Origin of the sequence: Variovorax sp. RKNM96, from assembly GCF_017161115.1 — a bacterium.
Lineage (GTDB): Bacteria > Pseudomonadota > Gammaproteobacteria > Burkholderiales > Burkholderiaceae_C > Variovorax.
The window spans coordinates 2,588,047-2,612,164 of record NZ_CP046508.1 but is presented as its reverse complement, the minus strand read 5'-3'; the positions used below and the strand labels follow the sequence as shown (position 1 = coordinate 2,612,164).

Genomic DNA, 24,118 nt, shown 5'->3' with positions numbered 1-24,118 from the left:
TAAGGACGCTGCCTGAAAGGAGCCTGAACTGGACGTTCAGTCCATGTTCAGACTCGCCCGCCGTGCGCGCGCAAGACGGCGGCGGGCCGGCATTCTGGCAAGGGCAAGGTTCAGCGGACGGCTCACGCCGCGCTCGACCATGATCGACACCAGCGCCCCCAGGAGCACGGCCGCGGCGATGTCCGAGGGAAAGTGCAGCCCCAGGTAGAGGCGGCTCCAGGCCACCACCGCCGCCACCACGAGCGCTGCCAGCATCGGTGCGCGGTGCGGCAGGCACCACAGCGAGAAGGCGGCGGCGAAGGTGCCGGCCGCATGCAGGCTTGGAAAGCCCGGCCGCATGCCTTGCGGCTCCCACTGGATGCCCAGCCCGTAGAACGCGGGTCTCGGAAACGGCAGCGCCGAACGGAACACGTTCACGATGACCCAGGTCGCCAGCACGCTCATCAGCGCGGTGAAAAGCGCATAGCGCCAGCGCTTGTCGAACATCGCGCCTGCAACGATCGTCAAGGCCAGCAGGGCCGGCAGCACCTCGGAGGCAAAACGGGCGAATTCGATGAGCCACAGCGAGGCCGAAGCGCCTGCGTTGAGCCAGCCGAACAGGGTGAAATCAAGAGCTTGCATGAAGGGGTGCCGCCGGCTCGAGCAGGTTCTGGTTCCGGCGCGTCACCGTCACTTCGATGGCGAATCCGACCACCCAGCAGACCCAGGCAGTCCAGAGTGTGTGGCTCATGTAGTGGGCGCCACGCAGTTGCTGCGCGAATCCCAATGCCAGGCCGGCGATCACCGCCACGCCCAGCCAGACGAACGCCGCGCGGGCGGAAACCCGGCGCAGCACGAAATAACCGCCGACGTAGGCGAACGCGGCCGAAGCGTGCCCGGCCGGAAAGCACCCGCCGGGCCCGCCATCGCTCACGCCCCACGACCAGTGCGACACGTAGTGCGCGACGCCGCCGAACTCGTTCAGGTCCCAGGGGCAGCTGGTGTCGCTGAAATGCTTGATGAGGCTCACGGCCAGCACCGAGGCCAGCACGGTCACCGCCAGCTGCAGCCGGTCGCGCGTGGGGAGCTTGCGCAAGATGCCCAGCGGCCAGCGGATGGCGGCGAAGAGGCCGATCACCAGCAGCCAGCTCAGGTTTCTGGCGCCCTCATGCATCACGTGGACCAGGAAGGGGTTCTCGCGCCACGGAAAGCCCATCGGCGTGCCGGCCATGCGTGCCAGCAGCAGGTCGCCGCGGGTGGCGTCCCAGATCATCAATGCGACCAATGCAAGCAAAGTCAGGACTCCGGGACGGAGATTCGCGGTGCGTGTCATTAAAAAAACCAGGCTTCGACAAAACTGGCGCGAGCCTACGTTCGCGAAATGAACCCAGTCTGAAGCGACCTGAACGAATCCTGACGCGGCCTTCCGGCCGCCCCGCGGGCGCTAGACTTCGTGTTTTTGGAGAGACACACCGCGTGCGCATATTGCTTGTCGAAGATGACAGTTCCTTGGCAGATGCCGTGTGCAGTTATCTGCTGGCCAAGGCTTTCGTCGTCGATGTGGCGCCCAGCCTCGCCGATGCGCGCGGCGCCCTCCTCTCGGTGCAGTACGCGGCGGTGCTGCTCGACCTGCACCTGGGCGATGGCGACGGCCTCTCGCTGCTGCCGCAGGTGCGCGCGCTGCGCGAGCCGCCCATCGTCATCGTGCTCACGGCCCGCGACCAGGTCACCGACCGCATCCGCGGGCTCGACGCCGGCGCCGACGACTACCTCATCAAGCCTTATGACCCCGCCGAACTGCTGGCCCGGCTGCGCGCGGTCGAGCGGCGGCGCAGTGCCAACACCTCGCCCGTGCTGCAGTTCGGCACGCTGGAGATCGACCTAGCCCACGACCGCGTGCGCAAGGACGGCAGCCCGGTCGTGCTCACCCAGAAGGAATGGGCACTGCTGCGCGTGATGGCCACGCGTCCCGAGCGCATCCACACGCGCGAGAACCTGGCCGACGCGCTCTACGGTTTCGGCGACGAGGCCGACAGCAACACCCTTGAGGTCTTCATCAGCCGCCTGCGCCGCAAGCTCGGCAAGAGCCACATCCAGACGCTGCGCGGCCTCGGCTATCGGCTGTCGTTCTCGGCGGACGACGAGGAATGAGCATCGCCGGGCGCATCAATGGCCACGACTCGCTCGCCGGGCGCCTGACGCGCACCCTCATCCTGTGGGTCGGCGGTGTGTGGCTGCTGTGCGTGTTCGCCGTCGTCTGGTATGTGGACCGCGAGATCAACCACAACTTCGACAACGAACTGGTCGAGGTGTCGCACCGCATGTTCGACATGGCCGTGCAGGAACTCGACAAGCTGCAGCACAAAGGCGACGCCGCTCCGAGCGTGCCGCTGGTGGCGCCCAAGCAACTCTTCTCCGAGGACGCGGTGATGTACCAGGTGGTCGACGTGCACGAGCACGTGCTGCTGCGTTCGGCCGAAGCGCCCATCGATGCCTTCGACGTTCCGCTGGCCGCGGGCTTTGCGAACAACCAGACCTGGCGCATCTACACCGTGCGGCATCCGACACTGGGCCTCTATTTCCAGGTGGCCGACCCGCTCGACGAGCGCCGCCGCGCGCTGAACCGCACGCTGTTCGGCCTGATCATTCCGCTCGGTGCGGTACTGCCGCTGCTCGCGCTGGTGCTGCGCAATGTGGCGCGCACCGAGCTGCGCGTGCTGCAGGAGCTGGCCGGCGAGATCGAGAAGCGCAGCGGTGCCGACCTGCGGCCGATCACGCTGCCGGGGTTACCGCAGGAGTTGCGCTCGGTGGGCGACCACGTCAACAGCCTGCTGGAGCGGCTGTCGCAGTCGCTTGACGTGGAACGCGCGCTCGCCGCCAACGCGGCCCACGAGCTGCGCACGCCGCTGGCCGCCGCGCGCCTCCGTTTGCAGACCGCACTCGACCATGACTTGAAGCGTGACGACGTGCAGGGCGCGCTCCAGGCGCTGCAGATGCTGAGCCACCGCACCGAGAAGCTGCTGCAGTTGTCGCGCGCGGAATCGGGTGCATCGCTCACGCGTGCGAGGGTCGACCTGGTTCAGCTCGCGGGCACCGTGGCGCAGGAGTTCTGGCAAGACCCGCTGAACAACGAGCGCCTGAAGCTCAAGGTGCCCGACAGCGCGGCGCCGGTGGCCTTCGGCGATGTCGACGCACTGGCGATCGCGCTGCGCAATCTCGTGGAAAACGCGTTGCGCTACAGCGGTGGCGGGCGCGTGGTGATTGAGGTGGCGGCGCCCTGCACCTTGGTGGTGAGGGACTTCGGTGCCGGTGTCAGCGAGACGCAGCTCAAGACGCTGCAGCAACGCCACGTGCGACACGGCTCGGACCGCGCGGGCTACGGGTTGGGGCTGTCGATCGTGGGCACGATTGTCGAGAAGCACAACGCCAAGCTTGAATTGACGTCACCGCCAGCGGGAGCAGTGCAGGGGTTCGAGGCGCGGATCGTGTTGCGGCCGGCCTAGCGTGCCTTCTTCGGCACGAAGTCGTTGCCGTTGTCGAAGCCGAACTGGCCGGCCTTGTACATGCCCGCCATCTTCCTGACCAGATGCTCGCGCACGGCCTTCGGCAAGGCGAAGAACTCGGCATTGGCCCTTGTGCTCCGGTCACCGTCCAGGTCGCCGGTGATGGCGTGGATCACCACCTTGCGACCCTGATGGAACGCGATGATCTTGATGGCGCCCGAGAAGTCGTCGCTGTCGAAACTGTTCGCACCGGTCGGTGCGAAGAAGCGATAGACCAGGATCGGCTCGACCAGCCCGTCCCCATCGAGATCGGCGAACTCGAAGAGCTTCGACCTGAAGTTGATGCCGGCATCGTCCTTGCCGGCAAAGTCGCGAATCGACCATTGCCGCGTCAGCGCGCCATCGCTTCCCACCTTGAAGAGCGTGGCCTGGATCACCGAGGACAGCGTCTCGCCGGTGAATGGCAAGTCCTGCTTCTCGGCGAGCAGCAAGGCGTAGCTGCCCGATCTGTCGGTGTAGCAATAGCGCTTGAACACCGGCAGTTCGATGCCGGCCTTCTTCACCGCATCGGCGTTCAGAAACGGCGCGTCGGCAGGGCATGCGTTCTCGGCCTGCATCTGCGCCTCGGCATGGCTCGCGGTGGCGAGCAGCGCGAACATGGCGAGCGCCAGTACCTTGCGTTTCATCGTGCGGTCACTCGCTCACGAGTTCGCGCAGCCATTCCGGCAACGCCAACGCCTTCTGCTTCGGAAAATCCACCCAGATCGTCGTCGCCCCGCCCGCTGCGCAGATCACATCGGGCGCTTCCTCGCGCGCCATCGTGCCCCAGCTCTCGAAGGTGGTGCGGCCCGGGTCGCTCACATACATCTTCAGCAGCACGTTGCCCGGATATTCGATCTGCCGGTAGAAGTTGCAGAAGGCATTGACGATCACCATGCCTTCGCCGCCCGGCTCGGGCTCGAAGCCGATGGAGCGCATCCAGTCGATGCGCGCGGTTTCGAGGTAGCGGAAGTAGGTGCCGTTGTTCAGGTGGCCCATGGCGTCCATGTCGCCCCAGCGGATGGGGATCGACATTTCATACACGAGCTTTTTCTTTTCGGGGATTTCGATTCTCATCGGTGCGCCTTGATGGATGCGAGGATGCCCAGCACGAACAGCAGCGCCGCCACCCATTCGGTGGCCTGCGGCCAGCGGCCGTCCCAGACGAAGGAATAGAGCAAGGCGAACAGCGTCTCGCTCACGATCAGTTGGCCGCAGAGGCTCGCCGAAAGGCGCTGGCTGGCAACGTTCCAGAGGATGGTCGCAAGCCACGACGAGCCGAAGCCGCCGGCCAGCGCGATCCAGATGAAGAGCATGCCGTCGGGCTGCGACTGCAGCGTGGCGATGCTGCTACCGGCGATCACCCACAGCAGCAACGCCCCGAGGCCGGTCGCGATGCCGAGCCAGTTGGCCCAATCGGTCGCGTTGAGTTCGGTGTGGCGCTGCAGCCATTTCGCATTGAGCAGGCCATAGATCGTCCAACTCACCATCGCGCCGAGTGCCAGCGCAATACCCCATCCGAAGCTCACCCCACCCTCGCGATGCTGCGTCGACCAGGCGCCCCAGATCATCAACGCGATGCCCGCACCCGTGAGCACGAGCCCCGGCAGCAGCGCGCGCATGCGCAGCCCCGCGGGCCGGCCGAGTAGCATCATCCAGACGGGAATCGTGCCGATGATGAGGCTGGGCACTTCGGTGCCGGCCGCCACGATGCCGAAGGCCAGCAGCAGGTAGTAGCCGCTGAAGCCCAGCACACTGAGCCCGAGCGCCGCGAGCGCCTGCTGTCCATTCGGCCAGCGCACGGCCGCCGGTCGCGCGAACACTGCCAACGCCGACACGGCACCAAACACCGCGAAGCGCGCGGCCGTGATGTCGACCATGCCGAAGTGGCCGACCATGCGCGGCGCCACGAACACCAGGCCCCAGAGCGCGCCAGCGCCCAGGCCGGCGGCAATGCCTATCCACGCTCTCGGAGTCAGAGGGCGAATCCGTCGTCGGCGGCGATGACCGCACCGTTCACGAAATGGCTCTGGCCGCTGGCCAGCAGCACGATCAGGCCGTCGAGGTCTTCGGCCTTGCCCACGCGCTTGCGCGGCAGGATGCTGACCAGCTTGGCGCCGGCCTCGGTGGTCCAGAGCTCTTCGTTGAGTTCGGTGGCGATGTAGCCCGGGCACAGCGCGTTCACATTGATGCCGAAGCGGCCCCACTCGAGCGCCATGGCCTTGGTCATCTGCACCACCGCGGCCTTGCTCATGCCGTAGGCGCCGATGTTCGGCACCGCCTTGAGCGCGGCCACCGAGGCGATGTTGATGATGCGACCGCCGATATAGGTGCCCGGCGCCGAACCGTCGGCGCGCGCCAGCATGCGCTTGCCCACCTCCTGTGCGACGAAGAAGGCGCCCTTGAGGTTGGTGTCGAAGATGAAGTCGTAGTCGTCGGGCGTCACGTCCTGCAGCTTGTTGCGGATGTTGACGCCGGAGTTGTTGACCAGGATGTCGATCGGGCCGACCTCGGTCTCGGCACGCGCCACGGCCGCCTTGATGCTGCCGTGGTCGGTCACGTCGAGCTCGACCACGTGGGCGTCGCCGCCCTCGCCTTCGATGCGGGCGCGCAGCTCCTTGAGTTTTTCGACCCGGCGGCTGGCCAGGACCACCGCGGCGCCGGCGCGCGCCAGCGTTTTCGCGAATTGGGCGCCGAGGCCGCTGGAGGCTCCGGTGACGAAGGCCACGCGGCCCGAAAGATCGATGCTGTAAGCCATGAAAAGGGGTCCTGGTGAGTCGCGGAGGTGACGGGCTGCGCTCCCCCTAAAATGTTTCGCGCCCTCGTAGCGTCCGAGCCTCAAAACATTATCGACCAGACCCACATGACCCACGACGAAATCCTTGCCCAGTTCGGCCCTCGCGAAGCCATGGAATACGACGTGGTCGTGGTCGGTGGCGGCCCGGCCGGCCTCTCGACCGCGATCCGACTGAAGCAGCTGGCGGCCCAGCACGAGAAGGAAATCTCGGTCGTGGTGCTCGAGAAGGGCTCCGAGCCCGGCGCGCACATCCTCTCGGGCGCCATCATGGACCCGCGCGCGCTCAACGAGCTGCTGCCCGACTGGAAGGAACTGGGCGCCCCGCTGAACCAGCCCGTGACCGACGACGCAATGGTGTTCCTCGGCGAGAAGTCCAGCCTGCGCACCCCCAACGCGTTCCTGCCGGCGTGCTTCCAGAACCACGGCAACTACATCATCAGTCTGGGCGCCTTCACCAAGTGGCTCGCGCAGCAGGCCGAGAACCTGGGCGTGGAAATCTTCCCCGGCTTCCCGGCCGCCGAGGTGCTCTACAACGAGAACGGCTCGGTGCGCGGCGTGGCCACCGGCAACATGGGGGTCGGCAAGGACGGCGAGCCGACCGAGAACTTCCAACTGGGCATGGAACTGCTGGGCAAGTACACGGTGTTCGCCGAAGGCGCGCGCGGCCACCTGGGCCGCCAGCTCATCGCCAAATACAAGCTCGACGAAGGCAAGGACCCGCAGACCTACGGCCTGGGCGTGAAGGAAGTGTGGGAAATCGACCCCAAGCGCCACCAGCCCGGCTTCGTGCTGCACACGGCCGGCTGGCCGATGAAGAGCGACACCTACGGCGGCGCATTCCTCTATCACATGGAGGACAACAAGGTCACGATGGGCTTCATCACCGGCCTGGACTACAGCAACCCGTACCTGAGCCCGTTCGAGGAAATGCAGCGCTGGAAGCTGCACCCCAACGTGCGCTGGTACCTGGAAGGCGACGAGGCCAAGGGCATCAAGCCGGCCAAGCGCATCGGCTACGGCGCGCGCGCCATCACGGCCGGCGGCCTGCAGTCGCTGCCCAAGACGGTGTTCCCGGGCGGCGCGCTGGTCGGCTGCGAGGCCGGCTACCTGAACGTGAGCCGCATCAAGGGCAGCCACGCCGCCATCAAGACCGGCATGCTGGCCGCCGAAGCTGCGTTCGACGCAGTGCAGGCCGGCCGCCAGCACGACGAACTCACGGCCTACCCGGCCGCCTTCGAGAAGAGCTGGCTGCATGCCGAGCTGAAGAAAGCGCGCAATTTCAAGGCCTGGTTCAAGAAGGGCCTCGTTGTCGCGACGCTCATGAACGGAATTGAGCAATGGCTGCTGAAGGGCAACATCCCCTGGACGCTGCGCCGCACCAAGCCCGACCACCTGTACCTCAAGCCCGCGGCCGAGTGCAAGCCCATCGTCTATCCGAAGCCGGACGGCAAGCTCACCTTCGACCGGCTCTCCAGCGTGTTCATCAGCAACACGAACCATGAAGAGCAGCAACCGGCCCACCTGACGCTCAAGGATGCGACGGTGCCGGTCAACATCAACCTCGAGAAGTTTGCCGGCCCCGAGAGCCGCTACTGCCCGGCCGGTGTCTACGAATTCGTGGGCACGGAGGACGGCAAGCAGCGCCTGCAGATCAACGCGCAGAACTGCGTGCACTGCAAGACCTGCGACATCAAGGACCCGACGCAGAACATCGTGTGGGTCACGCCTGAAGGCGGCGGCGGGCCGAATTACGTGGGCATGTAAGGCGCCCCGCCTGCTTGGTCAAAGAGCCCTCCCCGGAGGGCTTTTTCGTTTCCGGCTTCGGCCTCAGGCGAGGTAGGCGGCCACCTCGTCCGGCGCAAGGAAGCGCACCAGCGCCACGTGCGGCTTCTGCTCCGAATGCAGCACGTGGCCGAAGCCGTTCCAGCTGCGCGCGGGCTTGTCGTCAGTCTCCAGCGCGACAAGCACCAGCTGCCCCTGGCGCCGCGCGTTCTCGCGCAGCGTGCCTTCGCCCCACGACCAGGCCATGGGCGCGACGAGCTTGCCGCCTGCATAGGCCGTGGCCTGCAGCCAGAGGTACTCGGCCGAATCGGAGTCGCGCGGTTCGCCGTATTCGTCCTCGCCGTTGTGGCGCACGGTGAGCGCCTGGCGGATGCCCAGCGTGTGCACATGCAGCCTGAACAGGTCCTGCAGCAGCGAGAACGCATGGAAGTTGTTGTTGAGGCCGTGGGCCCGCACGATCATCCCGGCCTGCGAGGTGGGCAGCAGCACGACGAGTTCGTCCTCGTAGGCGAGCTGGGCCGCGCTGCGCAGGAAGTGCAGCTGGTCGAAGGGCAGCGTGCCGTTGACGGCCATCTCCTCGATGCGCGCGACCAGCGCCCCGTCGGCCAGCAGGTCGCGGTGGTTGCGCACGTCGCGCATCAGCATCGCCATCAGCGGCAGCACGAGCAGGTCGACCGCGCACCGGCGGGCCTCGATCTGCAGGCGCTCGGCCGGTGGCAGTGCCCGGAGCGCGGACTCGGCGGCGCGCCAGGCGGCGAGGTCGGCGGGCACGGCTTCATCCTCTTTCTCTTCCTCTTCCTCTTCCATCGGCTCCTCGGCGCAGTACGGCGCGAGCGATGCCAGCAGCTGCGACATCCGCTGCAGGGTCGCCGGGAACAACAGCCTCGGATCGGCACCGCTCTCCACCAGCGCACCGCCGAACAGCGCAAGCAGCCCGCCGCGCAGCGGATGCAATTCGGACAGCAGCGGCGCGGCGGCACGCAGCACCGCGTCCCTCGCGTCCTCCCGCACCGCCTCGCGATAGAACGCACGCACCGCGTCGCGGCCGAAGAAGCGCTCCTGTGCGTCGAGGTCGTCCTCGTGCAGCACGGGCTCGTGCAGGACGGCGAGAAAGTCGGGTGGCAGTTCCTGGTTCATGCGAGGGCTGGCTGGGTTGTCGGACGGATCGCGCGATTGTGCCGGCCGTCCGGCAGCGGCCCGGCCCGTTGCGGGCCTGCAATGAAATCCCCTTGTCCCGGATTTTTTCGCGAAGATGCGTCCGTTCGGAAACCCGCGGCGTAAGTGGAAGCAGGACGGCGATGAAACAAGACATCGCCTTCCGCCAACCCATTCAACGACCATTCGAGAGGATCTTTCGCCATGAACACCATGCTCACCCGCATCGCCATCGCCGCCACCTTCGCCCTGGGCGCCGGCCAAGCACTCGCCGCCGACATGACGCCTGCCCCCGCACCGGCCGCCAAGGCCGCGCCGGCCAGCAACCTCACCGCCGCCCGCGCGCTGATCGCCGACAGCAAGTGGACCGCTGCCGTCAGCGAGCTCGAGCGCGTGAACGACACCGGCAACGCCGACTGGAACAACCTCATGGGCTACACGCTGCGCAAGTCGGGCGCGGGTAAGTGGGCGGCTTCGGAGAAGTACTACGACGCCGCATTGAAGATCAACCCCAAGCACCTCGGCGCGCTCGAATACTCGGGCGAGCTGTACATCTCGATGGGCGACCTGCCGAAGGCCGAGCAACGCCTGGCCGCGCTGGGCCAGGCCTGCAACATGAGCTGTGGCGAGTACAAGGACCTGAAGGCCTCGGTCGAGAGCTTCAAGGCCAGCGGCGGCAAGAAGAGCTGACCGTCGACGTCGCCCAAACGGCACCGCGGGCCCATCGGCCCGCGTTGCCGTTTTCAGGGTTTACCGGGCGACGAGAAAAACATAGTCGGCGCTGTAGCCTTGCCTGATTCGCTTGCCACTGTCGGCAGCCACCTCGCAACCCTTGGCCGGCGCATTGCCGCCGAGGGTGTTGATGCGCTGCACGCTGGTCACGCCGGCCAGCTTGCCGTTCGCGCCCGCCGACTTGGCCGAAAGCAGCAGCCATGGGATGTCCGCCTCGCGCTGGCCGTTGGCGCGGGCCTTCAGCGTGCCGATGGCCTTGCTGCCGTCGAGCGCGGCCCAGTGCGGGCCGGCACCGTGGGTTCCGGCGCGTTCGCCGCCGGGTGCGTAGAGCTCGGCTTCGGGGGCGACGAACTGCCAGGCCAGGGCCCCTTTGTCGCCCGCGCGGCATTCGTAGATCTGCACGCCCACCGCGTGCCAGGTGAAGGCGGGGCGCTCGCCGTCGGGCGCCTTGATGGCGGCCGGCAGTTCGGCGGCCGGGGCCGTCGGCCGCGGCGATGCGCAGGCTGCGAGCACGGCCGCGCCCGCGAGGGTGGCTGCCAGGGAAAGGTGTCGCGTGTTCGATGTCATGGCGTTTTCCTGTTCAAGAAGAGTAATGAAGCCCGGGCCACAGTGGCCCGAAGCTCCTTTCACAAACGACAACCACGCCGCAACGGATGCAATACTCGCCGCATGGATAGGAATATTCTGACCAGCCTGCAGGACCTGATCGCCGGCGCGGCGCGCGGGGACCACGCCTCCTTTGCCCAGATCTACGAACGCACGCACCAGCATCTGTTCGGTGTCGCGGTTCGCATGCTGGGCAATGAGCAGGCAGCCGAAGACGTGCTGCAAGAGGCCTATGTGAACATCTGGAAGAACGCGGCCAGCTACCGCTCCAGTGTCGACGGGCAGGAGATCCAGCCGATCACCTGGCTGATCGCGATCGTGCGCAACAAGGCGCTCGATGCGCTGCGTTCGCGCACGCGGCGCAATGCGCACGAGCAGCCGCAGCAGCACTTCGATGCCGAAGACGACATCGAGGTGCCGCAGGGCACCGACACCGCGCCCGGCGCGCTGCAGCTCTTCGAGCAGGCCATGCAGGCGCTGCGCATCGAAGGCTGCATGGCGGCGCTGGACGGCAGCTTTCGCCAGAGCCTCGCGCTCGCCTACTACCAGGGCCTGTCGCACACCGAGGTGGCCGCGCAGATGAATGCGCCGCTGGGTTCGGTCAAGGCGTGGATACGCCGCGGCCTCGACAAGCTGCGCGCCTGCCTGAGCGCGCAGGGGGTCACGCCATGAGATACACCGACACCAAGCTGCTCGATGCGCTTGCATCGGCCTACGTGCTCGGCACACTCGAAGGCGGCGCGCGGCGGCGCTTCGAGCGACTCTTGCGCGACCGCGTCGACGTGCGCGCGCTGGTGGCGCAGTGGGAGCAGCGGCTGGGCCAGCTGGCCCTGTCGGTGCCGGCTCGCCGGCCCTCGGCCAATCTGTGGCGCGCGATCGAGGCGCGCACGCGGCCGGTCGCGGAACACAAGGCCGCCGCCTCGCGCTGGCCGGCATGGCTTCGTCCCGCGGGCTTCGGCCTCGGGGGCGTCGCGGCCGGCGTGATCGCCGCGAGCGCGCTGTTCCTTTCCGCGCCCGGCCTCTTCATCACGAGCGACCAGCTCGCGATGCGTTCGGGCGAACGGCTCCCGCAGAGCTATGTGGGCGTGCTGACCGACGCGCAGGGCCAGGGCCGGCTGCTCGTGAGTTCGCTTCGGCATGGCAAGACGCTCACGCTCAAGGTGCTGGGTGCCGCACCCCTCGCACCTGCATTGGCCAGCGACGAACGACTCGTGCTGTGGGCTCTGCCCGCCGATGGGGCGCCTTTCGCCATGGGCACGGTTCCGGCCAACGGAACGCAAGTGTCGGCACTGCCCGACACCTCCGAGAAACTGCTGTCGAAGGTGTCGCGCCTCGTCGTCACGCGCGAGCGCACGGCAACGCCGTCGGCCCCGAGCGCGGACGTGGTGTTGAGCGGGAGCTGCGCCAAGCTCTGGTGATCTGTCGGAGCGGCTTTCACGGGTGGCGTCCGTGAAACTCCCGACACGACGAAGCCCCCGGTTGCGGCATAGTCGAATGCGCCTGACGCATTCCTGACCACATCCCCCCCGGAGACACCATGAAACTCGGCCACATCGCCGCCGCCTGCCTTTCGCTCGCCCTGGGCACATCCGCCCTCGCTCAACAACCGACGGTGCTGAAGATCGGCTACGCGACCTCCAAGGAGTCGCACTACGGCGTGGGTTCCACGGTGTTCTGCGACGAGGTCGAGAAGGGCACGCAAGGCCGCTTCAAGTGCCAGCACTTCGCCAACTCGGCCCTGGGCGGCGAGCGCGAGCAGATCGAGGCGATCCAGCTGGGCACGCAGGACCTGGTGAACACCTCGACCGGCCCGGTGGGCAACTTCGTGCCCGAGGTCAAGATCGTCGACATCCCCTTCCTCTTTCGCGACTACGACCACGCGCGCAAGGTGATGGACGGCCCCATCGGCCAGGACATCCTCACCAAGTTCCCGAGCAAGGGCATCATCGCGCTCGCCTGGACGGAGAACGGCTTCCGTCACATGACGAACAGCAAGCGCGACATCGTCAAGCCCAGCGACGCCGCGGGCCTGAAGATGCGCACCATGGAAAACAAGGTGCACATGGACGGTTACCGCACCTTCGGCATCCTGCCGACGCCGATGGCCTTCCCCGAACTCTTCGGCGCACTGCAGCAGGGCACGGTCGACGGGCAGGAGAACCCGATTCCGGTGATCCTGGCGTCCAAGTTCTCGCAGGTGCAGAAGCACCTGTCGCTCACGGGACACGTGTATTCGCCCGCGCTGCTGCTGCTCTCGCCGAAGGTGTGGAACAAGCTCTCGGATGCCGACAAGAAGGTCTTCGTCGATGCCGCCAAGAAGGCTGCGGTTGCCCAGCGCAAGAAGGTCAACGACGACGAGAACAACGGCATCGCCCAGCTCGAGAAAGACGGCATGAAGGTCACCAAGGTCGTGGATGGTGCCGCCTTCCGCGAAGCGCTGAAGCCGGCCTATGCAGGCTACGCCAAGGAATTCGGCGCCGACAACATCAAGAAGATCACGGACGTCCAGTAAGCGCGCGCCCGATTCCTTTGACGACCGCGCCCGGCCCGCTTCAGTGCGCCGGGCGCTTCGCTTTTTCAAGACAAGAGAACAACACGTGCAAGCCTTCGAGCGCTACTTTCTCGCCGCCAACCGCTGGGCGCTGATTCTTCTGCTGGCCGCCATGTCGGTCATCATCTTCACCAACGTCGTGATGCGCTACACCACGAGCAATTCGCTCGAATGGGCCGAAGAGGTGTCGCGCCACATGATGATCTGGCTCACCTTCCTGGGCGCCGGGCCGGTGCTGCGCTACGGCGGCCACATCGCGGTCGAGAACCTGCAGGATGCGTTGCCGCGCGCGGGCGCCATCGCGGTGCGCGCCTTCGTCGCCGCGCTGCTGTTCGCCTTCTTCGGCTTCATGGTCTGGTACGGGTGGCTCTACATGCAGCGCACGATGTTCCAGCTCACGGCCGTCACGCAGATTCCGTTCGCCTACATCTACAGCGCAATGCTGTTCGGCGGCGTGCTGCTGATCGTGCACTGGCTGCTGGTGGTGCGGGGCTACGTGATGAACCGCGAGTTCGCCTCCGACGCCCACTTCGACGCCAACGCCTCGGCGTCGCTGTAAGGAGAACGACCATGGATGCCAGCATCGTTCTCATCGTCTCGGCCTGCATTTTCCTGGCCATCGGCGTGCCCGTGGCGTTTGCGCTCGGGCTCTCCACCGTCACCACGCTCATCCTTGCGGAGAACTATCCGCTGATGGTGCTGCTGAAGGAAACCTTCACCGGCATCGACAGTTTTCCGCTGATGGCCGTGCCCTTCTTCATCCTCGCGGCCGAGCTCATGAGCGGCGGCTCGCTCACCGAGGTGCTGCTGCGCTTCGCGGGCCAGTTCGTCGGCCACCGGCGCGGCGGCCTGGGCTACACCAACGTGGTGTCGCTCACCTTCTTCTCGGGCATCTCCGGCTCGGCGCTGGCCGATGCGGCGGGACCGGGGTCGATGCTCATCAAGATGATGGACAAGGCCGGCTACGACCGCTCCTACGCGGCGGCGCTCACGGCTTCCACCGCGATCGTGGGACCGATCATTCCGCCCTCGATCATCATGATCATCTATGCGCTGCAGGACGAGAGCGTGTCGGTGGGCACGCTGTTCGCGGCTGGCATCCTGCCGGGCATCCTGATCGCGGTGGCGATGTGCGTGGTGAATTACTACGTCTCGAAGAAGCGCAACTACAAGGGCGACGGGCAGACGCCGCCGCTGCGCGAGATCCTCATCACCACCTGGAAGGCGATTCCCGCGATCCTTTTGCCGGTGGTGATCCTCGGCGGCATGCGCGCCGGCTGGTTCACGCCGACCGAGGCCTCGGTGGTGGCGGTGTTCTATGCGCTGGTGTGCGGCAAGTTCGTCTACCGCACGCTCGAGTGGAAGATGCTGCCCGACATCCTCTCTCGCTCGGCCCTGCTGTCGGCCTCGGTGCTGATCATCATCGGCCTGTCGGCCTCGTTCGCGTGGGTGCTGACCATCGAGGGCATCCCGCAGCAGATGGCCGAGTGGCTCATCAGCATGAACCTCTCGCCGTGGATGTTCCTGATCATCGTCAACGTGTTCCTGCTGCTGTTCGGCATCTTCATCGAGCCGCTGCCGGGCGTGATGGTGCTGGCGCCGATCCTTGCGCCGGTGGCGATCAAGCTGGGCGTGGACCCGGTGCACTTCGCGATGATCGTGATCTTCAACCTCACGCTCGGCATGATCACGCCGCCGGTGGGTGGGCTCTTGTTCGTGACTTGCAACGTGTCGAAGGTGCCGATGTCGGCGCTGGTGAAGGAGCTGGTGCCGTTCCTGTGGGCGCACGGCGCGGTGCTGATGATCCTGACCTTCGTGCCGGCGCTGAGCACCTGGCTGCCACGGGTGCTCGGGTTCAAGTAGCGCTCTGCCCGGTCAGTCCTCTTCCTGGCGAAAGTAGAGACTGGGCGGCATGCCCAGCGTGCGCCGGAACATGGCGGTGAAGGCGCTCGGGCTTTCATAGCCATGCGAGAGCGCCACCTCCAGGATCGAGGCGCCCGCCGCCAGTTTCGGCAGGCTCAGCAGCAGCCGCACCTGGCGGCACCACGCGCCGAAGTTCATGCCGGTCTCGCGCTGGAAGAGACGTGCCAGCGTGCGCGCGTTCATGTGCAGCCTCTGCGCCCAGTCGTCGAGCGTCGCATTCAGCGAAGGGTCTCGCACCAGTTCCTCGCACAACGCGGCCAGCCTCGCATGGTGCGGCATGGGCACATGCAATTGCAGCGCGGGCGCGGCCTCGATCTCGTCGAGGGTGAGCTCCATCACGCGCTCGTCGCGGCTGCCCGGCGCGTAGTCCAGCGGCAGCGACACGGCCGCGACGATCAGTTGCCGGAGCAAGGCGCCGACGCGGATCACGCGGCAGGCGCTGCCCAGGTCGGCGCGCGTGCCGGGCTCGATGAACACGGTGCGCATCTTCACCTCGCCCGCCAGGCGGATCTGGTGCGTCATGCCCGGCGGCACCCAGACACCGCGCCCGGGCGGCACCACCCAGCTGCCGGCCGCGGCGCCCACGATCATCACGCCCGAGATCGCATGGATGAGCTGGCCGCGCCGGTGCGCGTGCGGCGGGATGAAGGTGTCGCCGCCGGGGTCGGTTGCCAGCGCGGCGACGGCGCGCGGCGTGAACTCGCCTTCTTCGGGGCGCAGGTTCAGTTTGTCCATTTCTCGACGATGTTTGCGGATTTGCAGCGAGAACATCTTCGCACGGCTTCCTACGATGACTTTCCCTCTCAGGACATCAAGGAAACCATCGAATGGACAAGCGCCGACTCGGGCTGCTCACCGGCACCCATGCCGTCAATGACCTCTACCAGGGCTTGGTGCCCGCGCTGCTGCCGTTCATGGTGCTGGAGCGCGGCTACAGCTACACGGCGGTGAGCGGGCTGATGCTGGCGGCCACCGGCCTCTCCAGCGTGGTGCAGCCGCTGTTCGGCCTGTATGCCGACCGCCATCCGCGCGGCTGGCTGGTCCCGGTGGGATTCCTGGCCGCGGCGCTCGGCGTGGTGCTGGCGGGCCTGAGCCAGAGCTACCTGCTGACATGGATCGCCATGGCGCTGTGCGGGCTGGGCATTGCGGCCTATCACCCGCCCGCAACGGTGGCGGCACGCGCGGCCGGCGGCGCCTCGCAGAAGGCCATGAGCGTGTTCTCGGTGGGCGGCACCATCGGCGCCTCGTTCGCACCGATGCTGGCAGCCGCGGTGGTCGGCAGCGGCGGGCTGTCGCGCAGCTACCTGCTGGGCGTGCCCGCGTTGGCGATGGGTGTGGTCTGGCTCATGGCCCACGCGCGGCGCGGTGCGGGCGCCGCAGCGGCGGCCGCGGCAAGGACGCGGGCAGCCGGCGAGGGGCCGAAGCCCGCCAACGACTGGCGCGCCTTCGGCCTGCTGGTGGCAACCGTCGTGGGGTGGTCGATCCCGTATGTCACGGTGCTGTCGATGCTGTCGTTGCGCATCACGCGCGACCTGCACGGCACGGGTTTCCAGGGCGCCGCGGCCCTCACCGGCTTCACCGCCTCGGGTGCGGCGGGCGTGCTGCTCGGCGGCTGGCTCGGCGACCGCATCGGCCGAATGGGCACCATCCGCTGCGGCTACCTCCTCGCACTGCCGGCGCTCGCGGGCCTGGTGCTCGCGCCGACCGCCGGCTGGGCGCTGGCCTGCACCGCGCTGCTGGGCATGAGCATGTTCCTGCCCTTCGCGGCACAGGTCACGCTCGCGCAGGACTACCTGCCGCGCAACCCGGCGACGGCCAGCGGCATCACGCTCGGGCTGGCGCTCTCCGTGGGCGGGCTGGTGTCGCCGCTGTTCGGCATGCTGTCGGACGCGCGCGGGCTGGGCGTCACGCTCACCGTGGTGCTCTGCGTGCTGTGCATCGCGACCGTGCTGGCCCTGCGGCTTCGCAACCGTGCGCCCGTCATCGCGCAGCGCGAAGCCGGCACGGCGGCTGCGGCCTGAGCGAGTGCCGGTTCGGCGATGTCACGGGTTCGCTGCCAGAATCGGCGCCACGCCAACAACCGACACCCGAGGGAATCGCACCATGAACCGACTCGCTACCTGCCTGCTCGCCGCAGGGCTGCTGTCCACGGCCGCACTGGCTGCCACGCCTGCCACCACCCCGGCGGCAAAGCCACCGGCACCTGCCGCATCGGCGGCCGCTGCAGCAGCGGCAACCCCGGCACCTGCTGTGCCAGCGGCTGCCCCCGCGCAGGCGCCCAGCGCAGGCATCGCCGAAGTCGAAACCGCCGTGCGCGCCTGGGCCGACGCCTGGTCCGCGCGCGACGTGGATCGCTACCTCGCGGCCTACGCCCCCGACTTCACGCCCGCCAAGAAGCAGGACAAGAAGCACTGGGAAGCCGAGCGGCGCACCCGCATCGCGAACAAGTCGAAGATCAGCGTGACGGTCGACGACCTCGTCATCAGCGTCAGCGGCCAGACCGCAAGTGCGCGCTTCAAGCAGGTCTACAGCGCCGACAAGCTCAAGAGCACCGACCGCAAGACCCTGGAATTGCAGCGCGTGGGCGACAAGTGGCTGATCCGCAAGGAAAGCACCGGCGCCTGAGGATTCGAGCGTGTGCCGCGGCGGAGGCAGTGATTTCGCCTGTAAGACAAACAGGTTCATGAAGATGTCACCGCTTGCAACGATGCTGCAGTCTTCGATCTTCGAAAGCTGTGGCCGCCATGTTTCCCACCAAGACCGACAAGGCACGCGACGAACTCCAGGCCGGGCAGCGCACGCTCAGCCAGCGTGAACGCGCCCTGCTGCTGATGGCCGACGGCCGGCGCTCGCTGACCGACTTCAGCCCGCTGTTCGCGAACCGCATCGAGGCGGAGCAGGCGATTCAGGCGCTGGTGAGCAAAGGCTATCTGCAGGATGCGCAGGCGGTTGCGGCTGCTGTAGCGGTGACCGCACCATCGGCAGCGCCGACGCCGGTGCCCGCGGCCGACCCGATCCGCATCGCCACCTCGGCCGACACTTTCGACGGCAAGCGCTCGCTGGCCACCACGCGGATGTTCCTGTTCGACATCTGCGAACGCATGTTCGTGCGGCGCGACCCGAAGTTCGCCCTGCAGATGCGCGATGCCCTGCGCGAAGCCCGCGACCGCGAGGCGATGCTGACCATTGCCGCGCTGATGCTCAGCGAAATCGAGAAGACCGCCGGCGCCGAACGGGCCGAGTCACTGCGCGAGCGCATCGATCGATTGCTGCCGCCGGCGGAAATCGTGCATTGAAGTCGCACCTGCGGCATCTCCCGGACACCGCGAAGATTCGATCGGATTTTTCTGGGTCCGATTTCCACTCTCTCGGGTGGACCATCGTCCCCATGACCCATTCCAGACGGTCTTTGGATATCTCGCGATATCGGTCATTGCTCGAGACATTGGCCTCGTTCATTTGATCCCGCATATCCCGGGCGCAAATTCCACTCCCTTTTGAAGTGCTGAAATCAACCCGGCAATGGGCAATCAGCAAAACCTCTATCGCGCGAACTTCCGCGGTGTTGTTGTGGCGGGCAGCAATATGCAGCAAGGCATCTCCGCATATGGCCACGGCTTTTGCATTTCCAATCAGCCGTTATTGACCTGGTCGCCGCCTGCGGCGAGCTTTTCGTAGGCCTTGATCTTGTCCGGAGCGCCTTCGAGCGCGGCAATGAGCCATGGTGGTTGCCGGCCTTTTGTTCCGCCTGTCCAGGTCGCGCTGGAATTGGGGTCCTTGTAGACGGTGCCTTTCACATAGGCCTTGGCTTCCGATGCGCGGCTGCCATTGGGTGAACGCGTGCGTTTTGCTTCCGATTTGTCGTAGGGGTCCAGCGCGGATTTGCCCTCCGCAATACTGAAACCGGCTGCTTCGAGTTTCTTCGCATAGGCATCGGCCAGCACCTTCAATTCTTCTCCGCGCTTGGCCTGCAATGCCAGCTCCAGTTCGGCGCGCTCATCGTCCATTTCCTGGATCCGCTTCTGGATATCCGCGAAGCTCATATTTCGGGCAACTGTCATTCTTTGCGTTCCTTTGGAGGATGTGTTTGGGTGCCCAACATGCTAGTGCCAAAAGAAGAGGCTCACCAGACGGATGTATCCAGGCCTCGGTGCTGAAGTCCTGCGATTCGTCCACTACACTCGGCAGGGTCAGGAGAGAGCCCCGCACGACGGGGACGCCGAAGGCGCAGGGGATTCCCGAACGCTCAGGCAAAAGGACTGACAAGGCGCCGGTTCACACCGGCGTTTCCTTGCTGGAGAGAGGTCGTTGCATGTTCGCATTGCACCGGCCCACCGAAGGAGCAAACCCCGATCGTGGGGCGAATCTCTCAGGTAAAGCGGACAGCAGGGGTGGCCCATGGCGTTGCAGCCATGGATTTCGACTGCCCCTTTGGAGTGCCTCCCGGTGACTTCTTCCGCTTCCGACACCCCGCTTCTCAAGACACCGCTGTACGACCTCCATGTGGAGCTCGGCGCCCGCATGGTGCCCTTCGCGGGCTATTCCATGCCCGTGCAGTACCCCGCGGGCCTCATGGCCGAGCACAGGCACACGCGCGATGCGGCCGGCCTCTTCGACATCTCGCACATGGGCCAGCTGCGCCTCGTCGGCCCTGACGCAGCGGCCGCCTTCGAAACCCTGATGCCCGTCGACGTGATCGACCTGCCCGCCGGCAAGCAGCGCTATGGCCTGCTGCTGAATGACGAAGGCGGCATCCTCGACGACCTGATGTTCTTCAACGAAGGCCACGGCTCGATCTTCGTGATCGTAAACGGCGCCTGCAAGGTCGACGACATCGCGCACATCCAGCAGAAGATCGGCGCGCGCTGCGAGGTGCAGCCCCTGCCCGACCACGCCCTCCTCGCGCTGCAGGGCCCACAGGCCGCGGCCACGCTGGCGCGGCTGTCGCCCGGTATCGAGCGCTTCGTGTTCATGACGGGCGGCGCGGTACAGATCGGCGGCATCCCCGCCTTCGTCACGCGCAGCGGCTACACGGGTGAGGACGGTTTCGAAATCTCCGTGGCCGCCAAGGACGCCGACGCCCTCGCCCGCCTGCTGCTGGCGCAGCCCGAGGTCAAGCCCATCGGCCTGGGCGCGCGCAACTCGCTGCGGCTGGAAGCGGGCCTCTGCCTCTACGGCAACGACATCGACACCACCACCACGCCCGTCGAGGCCTCGCTCAACTGGGCGATGCAGAAGGTACGCCGCGCGGGCGGTGCGCGCGAAGGCGGCTTTCCGGGCGCGGCCAAGATCCTGGCCCAGCTCGCCGCCGCGACCGCAGGCACAGCCGGCCACACCGACCACGACACCCTCAAGCGCAAGCGCGTCGGCCTCGTGGCGCTGGAGCGCATTCCGGTGCGCGACGGCACTGTCCTGCAGTCCTTCGAAGGCCAGGACATCGGCATCGTCACCAGCGGCCTGCTCGGCCCCACGGCCGACCGTTGCGTCGCGATGGGCTACCTGGCCACCGCGTTCTCCGAACCGGGCACGCGCGTGCAAGCCATCGTGCGCGGCAAGCCGGTGCCGATGGAAGTCTCGACCATGCCTTTCGTGCCGACCCGCTACTACCGCGGCTAGGCTCTGCATCCCCTTATTCAATTTTTTCCACGAGGAGTTTTCCCATGAGTATCAAGTACACCAAGGACCATGAGTGGGTCTCGGCCGAAGGCGGCGCTGCCACTGTCGGCATCACCGTGCACGCGCAGGACGCGCTGGGCGACGTCGTGTTCGTCGACCTGCCCGAAGTCGGCAAGACCTTCGCGCAAGGCGAAGTCGCCGGTGTCGTCGAATCGGTGAAGGCCGCGGCCGATGTGTTCATGCCCGTCTCGGGCGAGATCACCGAAGTGAACGAAGCGCTGCGCGCCGACCCGTCGCTCGCCAACACCGACCCGCTGGCCAGCGGCTGGTTCTTCAAGGTCAAGCTGAGCGAGCCTGCACAACTCGATGCGCTGCTCGACGCGGCCACCTACGACAAGTTCGCCGCCGAATCCTGATCCACCGCGTTCCCCCGTCTTTCCTTCTTCTCCTCGAGCCTTCACCGCCATGCCGATTCCCGCCCTTCCCTCTTTGCAAGAACTAGAGAACGCCGAAGAATTCCTCGCCCGCCACATCGGCATCGATGCGGCGGACGAGGCGCGCATGCTGCCGGTGATCGGCTCGGAAACGCGGGCGGAGCTCATCGACGGCATCGTGCCCGCGGCCATCCGCCGCGCGAAGCCGATGCGCCTGCCGGCCCCGGTGACCGAGGCCGAGGCGCTGGCCGAGCTGAAGGCGATGGCGTCGAAGAACAAGGTGTTCAAGAGCTTCATCGGCCAGGGCTACTACGGCACGCACACGCCGGGCGTCATCCTGCGCAACGTGCTGGAGAACCCCGCCTGGTACACCGCCTACACGCCCTACCAGGCCGAGATTTCGCAGGGCCGCATGGAAGCGCTTCTCAACTTCCAGACGATGGTGTGCGACCTCACGGGCATGGCCATCGCCAACGCCTCGATGCTCGACGAAGCCACGGCCGCGGCCGAGGCAATGACGCTCGCCAAGCGCAGCGTCAAGAGCAAGAGCAATGTGTTCCTGGTCTCGGGCGACTGCCATCCGCAGACCATCGAGGTGATCAAGACGCGCGCAGCGCCGCTGGGCATCGAGGTCAAGGTGAGCACTGCTTCCGAAACGCTGCCGCACCTCATGGCGAGCGGCGAATTCTTCGGCGTGCTCGCGCAATACCCCGCCACCACCGGCCACGTGCACGACCTGCGCCCGCTGGCGGGCCATGCCCATCAGTGCGATGCCGCGTTCTGCGTGGCCGCCGACCTGCTCGCGCTGACGCTGCTCGCACCGCCCGGCGAATGGGATGCCGACATCGTCTGCGGCACCACGCAGCGCTTCGGCATGCCGCTGTGCAACGGCGGCCCGCACGCCGCCTACCTGGCCTGCCGCGACTCGTTCAAGCGCTCGCTGCCGGGCCGCCTCGTCGGCGTGAGCGTCGACTCTCACGGCCAGCCCGCCTACCGCCTCGCGCTGCAGACGCGCGAGCAGCACATCCGCCGCGAGAAGGCCACCTCCAACATCTGTACCGCGCAGGTGCTGCCGGCCGTCGTGGCCAGCATGTACGCCGTGTACCACGGGCCCGACGGGCTCACGCGCATCGCGCAGCGCGTGGCGGCACTCACGGCGATCCTCTCGAAGGGCCTGTCGCAGATGGGCCGCGAGCCGGTCAACACCACCGCGTTCGACTCGCTGACCATCCGCACCGGCGACGATACCGCCGCGATCATCGAGCGTGCGCAAGCCGGCGGCGTCAACCTGCGCCAGCGGCTGCAGCAGCACCTGGGCATCTCGCTAGACGAGACCAGCACGCGCGCCGACATCGAAACCCTGTGGGCCCTGTTCGTGCCCGCCGGCACGGCCATGCCGCGCTTCGACGACCTGGCCGCCCACACCACGCCGCTGATTCCCGAAGGCCTGCGCCGCAGCAGCGCCTTCCTCACGCATCCGGTGTTCAACACGCACAAGAGCGAGACGTCGATGCTGCGCTACATCCGCAGCCTCTCGGACAAGGACCTCGCGCTCGACCGCAGCATGATCCCGCTGGGCAGCTGCACGATGAAGCTCAACGCGACCAGCGAGATGATCCCGATCACCTGGCCCGAGTTCGCGAACATCCACCCCTTCGCGCCCGCCGAGCAGCAACTGGGCTATGCGCAGCTCGACGCGCAACTGCGCGCGTGGCTGTGCGAAGCGACCGGCTACGCGGGCATCAGCCTGCAGCCCAACGCGGGCTCGCAGGGCGAGTACGCGGGCCTCCTGGCCATCCGCTCGTTCCACGAAGCCAAGGGCCAGGGCCACCGCAACATCTGCCTGATTCCCTCGTCGGCGCACGGTACCAACCCCGCGAGCGCACAGATGGTGGGCCTGCAGGTGGTGGTGACGGCCTGCGACGCGCAGGGCAACGTCGACATGGACGACCTGAAGCGCGCCTGCGAGAAGCACAGCGCCAACCTGGCCGCGGTGATGATCACCTACCCCAGCACCCACGGCGTGTTCGAGACCCGCGTGAAGGAGCTCTGCGAGCTCGTGCACGAACACGGCGGCCGCGTGTACGTCGATGGCGCCAACATGAACGCGCTGGTCGGCGTGGCCGCGCCGGGCGAATTCGGCGGCGACGTGAGCCACCTGAACCTGCACAAGACCTTCTGCATTCCGCATGGCGGTGGCGGGCCGGGCGTGGGTCCGGTCTGCGTGGTCGAAGACCTCGTGCCGTACCTGCCGGGCCATGCGACGGCCGGCGTGGCATCGAACGGTGTCGGTGCTGTTTCCGCAGCGCCGCTGGGCAACGCGGCCGTGCTGCCGATCAGTTGGATGTACTGCCGCATGATGGGCGCCAAGGGCCTGCAGGCCGCGACCGAGACCGCCATCTTGAGCGCCAACTACATCAGCGCGCGCCTGAAGGATCACTACCCCACGCTGTACGCGAGTCCCAACGGCCACGTTGCGCACGAATGCATCCTGGACCTGCGCCCGCTGAAAGACACGAGCGGCGTCACCGCCGAAGACGTGGCCAAGCGCCTGATCGACTACGGCTTCCACGCGCCGACGCTGAGCTTCCCCGTGCCCGGCACGCTGATGGTGGAGCCCACCGAGAGCGAGCCGCTGGTCGAACTCGACCGCTTCATCGACGCGATGATCGCGATCCGCGGCGAGATCCGCCGCATCGAAGAAGGCGTGTGGCCCAAGGAAGACAACCCGCTCAAGCACGCGCCGCACACCGCGGCCAGCCTGCTCGGCACGGAGTGGAGCCACCCGTACTCGCGCGAACTCGGCGCGTTCCCGCTGGCCGAACTCAAGCTTGCAAAGTACTGGCCGCCGATCGGCCGCGTGGACAACGTGTACGGCGACCGCAACCTGTTCTGCAGCTGCGTGCCGGTGGGCGACTACAAGGAAACCGAAGAGGCCTGAAGGCAAGCCCTTTCAGGGTCTTTTCCTGCGACCTGCCGAAGACACACACAGTGGAGACGT

Annotated in this window: 25 protein-coding genes and 2 riboswitches; of the genes, 15 read left to right on the top strand and 10 right to left on the bottom strand. The window is 66.9% G+C overall.

Annotation, left to right across the window (positions count from 1 at the left end):
• Positions 1-36 precede the first annotated feature (36 nt).
• Together GNX71_RS12055 and GNX71_RS12050 are read right to left on the bottom strand one after the other, a co-directional pair.
• Positions 37-621, bottom strand: a complete 585-nt coding sequence (locus GNX71_RS12055; RefSeq protein ID WP_206178525.1) for a phosphatase PAP2 family protein — start codon at positions 619-621, stop codon at positions 37-39.
• Positions 608-1,273, bottom strand: coding sequence for a phosphatase PAP2 family protein (locus GNX71_RS12050; protein ID WP_241027243.1), 666 nt, complete (start codon positions 1,271-1,273; stop codon positions 608-610). The genes GNX71_RS12055 and GNX71_RS12050 overlap by 14 nt, the downstream gene beginning before the upstream one ends.
• A 182-nt stretch (positions 1,274-1,455) precedes the next feature.
• On the opposite strand from GNX71_RS12050, the gene GNX71_RS12045 reads away from it, so the two are divergent.
• Both GNX71_RS12045 and GNX71_RS12040 read left to right on the top strand, forming a co-directional pair.
• Entirely contained in the window at positions 1,456-2,130 is a 675-nt protein-coding gene (locus GNX71_RS12045; RefSeq protein WP_206178523.1) for a response regulator transcription factor, read from the top strand.
• The gene (locus tag GNX71_RS12040) at positions 2,127-3,482 is read left to right on the top strand and encodes an ATP-binding protein (RefSeq protein WP_206178522.1); all 1,356 of its coding nucleotides are present in this window, start codon (positions 2,127-2,129) and stop codon (positions 3,480-3,482) included. The genes GNX71_RS12045 and GNX71_RS12040 overlap by 4 nt, the downstream gene beginning before the upstream one ends.
• Here GNX71_RS12040 and GNX71_RS12035 read toward each other — a convergent pair.
• Genes GNX71_RS12035 through GNX71_RS12020 form a run of 4 tightly spaced genes read right to left on the bottom strand, consistent with a single transcriptional unit; the run spans position 3,479 to position 6,279 of the window.
• A complete protein-coding gene (locus tag GNX71_RS12035) occupies positions 3,479-4,168 on the bottom strand; it encodes a hypothetical protein (protein WP_206178521.1) in 690 nt (229 codons plus the stop codon). The two genes, GNX71_RS12040 and GNX71_RS12035, sit on opposite strands and share 4 nt — an antisense overlap.
• 7 nt (positions 4,169-4,175) lie before the next feature.
• Positions 4,176-4,598: an acyl-CoA thioesterase gene (locus GNX71_RS12030; RefSeq protein WP_206178520.1), complete on the bottom strand. Its 423-nt coding sequence runs from the start codon at positions 4,596-4,598 to the stop codon at positions 4,176-4,178.
• Positions 4,595-5,476, bottom strand: a complete 882-nt coding sequence (locus tag GNX71_RS12025; protein ID WP_346776871.1) for a DMT family transporter — start codon at positions 5,474-5,476, stop codon at positions 4,595-4,597. Before GNX71_RS12025 ends, GNX71_RS12030 begins: the two co-directional genes overlap by 4 nt.
• A gap of 20 nt (positions 5,477-5,496) precedes the next feature.
• Positions 5,497-6,279, bottom strand: a complete 783-nt coding sequence (locus GNX71_RS12020; RefSeq protein ID WP_206178518.1) for an SDR family oxidoreductase — start codon at positions 6,277-6,279, stop codon at positions 5,497-5,499.
• Positions 6,280-6,384: 105 nt separating this feature from the next.
• On the opposite strand from GNX71_RS12020, the gene GNX71_RS12015 reads away from it, so the two are divergent.
• Positions 6,385-8,082, top strand: a complete 1,698-nt coding sequence (locus GNX71_RS12015; RefSeq protein ID WP_206178517.1) for an electron transfer flavoprotein-ubiquinone oxidoreductase — start codon at positions 6,385-6,387, stop codon at positions 8,080-8,082.
• A 63-nt stretch (positions 8,083-8,145) separates the two neighbouring features.
• Here GNX71_RS12015 and GNX71_RS12010 read toward each other — a convergent pair whose 3' ends face one another.
• On the bottom strand, positions 8,146-9,237 hold the full coding sequence (locus GNX71_RS12010; protein WP_206178516.1) for a hypothetical protein: 1,092 nt from the start codon (positions 9,235-9,237) through the stop codon (positions 8,146-8,148).
• A gap of 222 nt (positions 9,238-9,459) precedes the next feature.
• On the opposite strand from GNX71_RS12010, the gene GNX71_RS12005 reads away from it, so the two are divergent.
• Positions 9,460-9,945 (top strand): tetratricopeptide repeat protein, encoded by a 486-nt coding sequence (locus GNX71_RS12005; RefSeq protein WP_206178515.1) that lies wholly within the window; start codon positions 9,460-9,462, stop codon positions 9,943-9,945.
• A 60-nt stretch (positions 9,946-10,005) separates the two neighbouring features.
• Here GNX71_RS12005 and GNX71_RS12000 read toward each other — a convergent pair whose 3' ends face one another.
• Positions 10,006-10,554, bottom strand: a complete 549-nt coding sequence (locus GNX71_RS12000) for a DUF3455 domain-containing protein (protein ID WP_206178514.1) — start codon at positions 10,552-10,554, stop codon at positions 10,006-10,008.
• 102 nt (positions 10,555-10,656) lie between these two features.
• Here GNX71_RS12000 and GNX71_RS11995 point away from each other — a divergent pair, with 102 nt between their 5' ends.
• From GNX71_RS11995 to GNX71_RS11975, 5 genes are all read left to right on the top strand, one after another.
• Positions 10,657-11,265 carry a sigma-70 family RNA polymerase sigma factor gene (locus tag GNX71_RS11995; protein WP_206178513.1) on the top strand — a complete coding sequence of 203 codons (609 nt, stop codon included), beginning with the start codon at positions 10,657-10,659 and terminating at the stop codon, positions 11,263-11,265.
• Positions 11,262-12,011: an anti-sigma factor gene (locus GNX71_RS11990; RefSeq protein ID WP_206178512.1), complete on the top strand. Its 750-nt coding sequence runs from the start codon at positions 11,262-11,264 to the stop codon at positions 12,009-12,011. Before GNX71_RS11995 ends, GNX71_RS11990 begins: the two co-directional genes overlap by 4 nt.
• 119 nt (positions 12,012-12,130) lie before the next feature.
• Positions 12,131-13,105 (top strand): TRAP transporter substrate-binding protein, encoded by a 975-nt coding sequence (locus tag GNX71_RS11985; protein WP_206178511.1) that lies wholly within the window; start codon positions 12,131-12,133, stop codon positions 13,103-13,105.
• A gap of 85 nt (positions 13,106-13,190) precedes the next feature.
• The gene (locus GNX71_RS11980; protein WP_206178510.1) at positions 13,191-13,703 is read left to right on the top strand and encodes a TRAP transporter small permease; all 513 of its coding nucleotides are present in this window, start codon (positions 13,191-13,193) and stop codon (positions 13,701-13,703) included.
• 11 nt (positions 13,704-13,714) lie between these two features.
• Entirely contained in the window at positions 13,715-15,007 is a 1,293-nt protein-coding gene (locus GNX71_RS11975) for a TRAP transporter large permease (protein WP_206178509.1), read from the top strand.
• Positions 15,008-15,019: 12 nt separating this feature from the next.
• Here the strand turns inward: GNX71_RS11975 and GNX71_RS11970 are convergent, their stop codons facing one another.
• Positions 15,020-15,802 (bottom strand): helix-turn-helix transcriptional regulator, encoded by a 783-nt coding sequence (locus tag GNX71_RS11970; protein WP_206178508.1) that lies wholly within the window; start codon positions 15,800-15,802, stop codon positions 15,020-15,022.
• A 92-nt stretch (positions 15,803-15,894) separates the two neighbouring features.
• Between GNX71_RS11970 and GNX71_RS11965 the strand changes: the two genes are divergently transcribed.
• From GNX71_RS11965 to GNX71_RS11955, 3 genes are all read left to right on the top strand, one after another.
• Positions 15,895-17,088: an MFS transporter gene (locus GNX71_RS11965; protein ID WP_206178507.1), complete on the top strand. Its 1,194-nt coding sequence runs from the start codon at positions 15,895-15,897 to the stop codon at positions 17,086-17,088.
• Positions 17,089-17,170: 82 nt separating this feature from the next.
• Positions 17,171-17,692 (top strand): DUF4440 domain-containing protein, encoded by a 522-nt coding sequence (locus GNX71_RS11960; RefSeq protein ID WP_206178506.1) that lies wholly within the window; start codon positions 17,171-17,173, stop codon positions 17,690-17,692.
• Positions 17,693-17,811: 119 nt separating this feature from the next.
• On the top strand, positions 17,812-18,363 hold the full coding sequence (locus GNX71_RS11955; protein WP_206178505.1) for a hypothetical protein: 552 nt from the start codon (positions 17,812-17,814) through the stop codon (positions 18,361-18,363).
• Positions 18,364-18,699: 336 nt separating this feature from the next.
• Here the strand turns inward: GNX71_RS11955 and GNX71_RS11950 are convergent, their stop codons facing one another.
• The gene (locus tag GNX71_RS11950; RefSeq protein ID WP_206178504.1) at positions 18,700-19,128 is read right to left on the bottom strand and encodes an H-NS family nucleoid-associated regulatory protein; all 429 of its coding nucleotides are present in this window, start codon (positions 19,126-19,128) and stop codon (positions 18,700-18,702) included.
• A gap of 120 nt (positions 19,129-19,248) precedes the next feature.
• Positions 19,249-19,339, top strand: a riboswitch (glycine riboswitch).
• 12 nt (positions 19,340-19,351) lie between these two features.
• Positions 19,352-19,463: riboswitch (glycine riboswitch) on the top strand.
• 2 nt (positions 19,464-19,465) lie between these two features.
• On the opposite strand from GNX71_RS11950, the gene gcvT reads away from it, so the two are divergent.
• The 3 genes from gcvT to gcvP are packed head-to-tail and all read left to right on the top strand — an operon-like array spanning position 19,466 to position 24,058.
• Positions 19,466-20,683: a glycine cleavage system aminomethyltransferase GcvT gene (gene gcvT, locus GNX71_RS11945; RefSeq protein ID WP_206178503.1), complete on the top strand. Its 1,218-nt coding sequence runs from the start codon at positions 19,466-19,468 to the stop codon at positions 20,681-20,683.
• Between the two features lie 44 nt (positions 20,684-20,727).
• Positions 20,728-21,099: a glycine cleavage system protein GcvH gene (gcvH, locus tag GNX71_RS11940; RefSeq protein ID WP_206178502.1), complete on the top strand. Its 372-nt coding sequence runs from the start codon at positions 20,728-20,730 to the stop codon at positions 21,097-21,099.
• Positions 21,100-21,148: 49 nt separating this feature from the next.
• Entirely contained in the window at positions 21,149-24,058 is a 2,910-nt protein-coding gene (gene gcvP, locus GNX71_RS11935; protein WP_206178501.1) for an aminomethyl-transferring glycine dehydrogenase, read from the top strand.
• Positions 24,059-24,118: the final 60 nt, after the last annotated feature.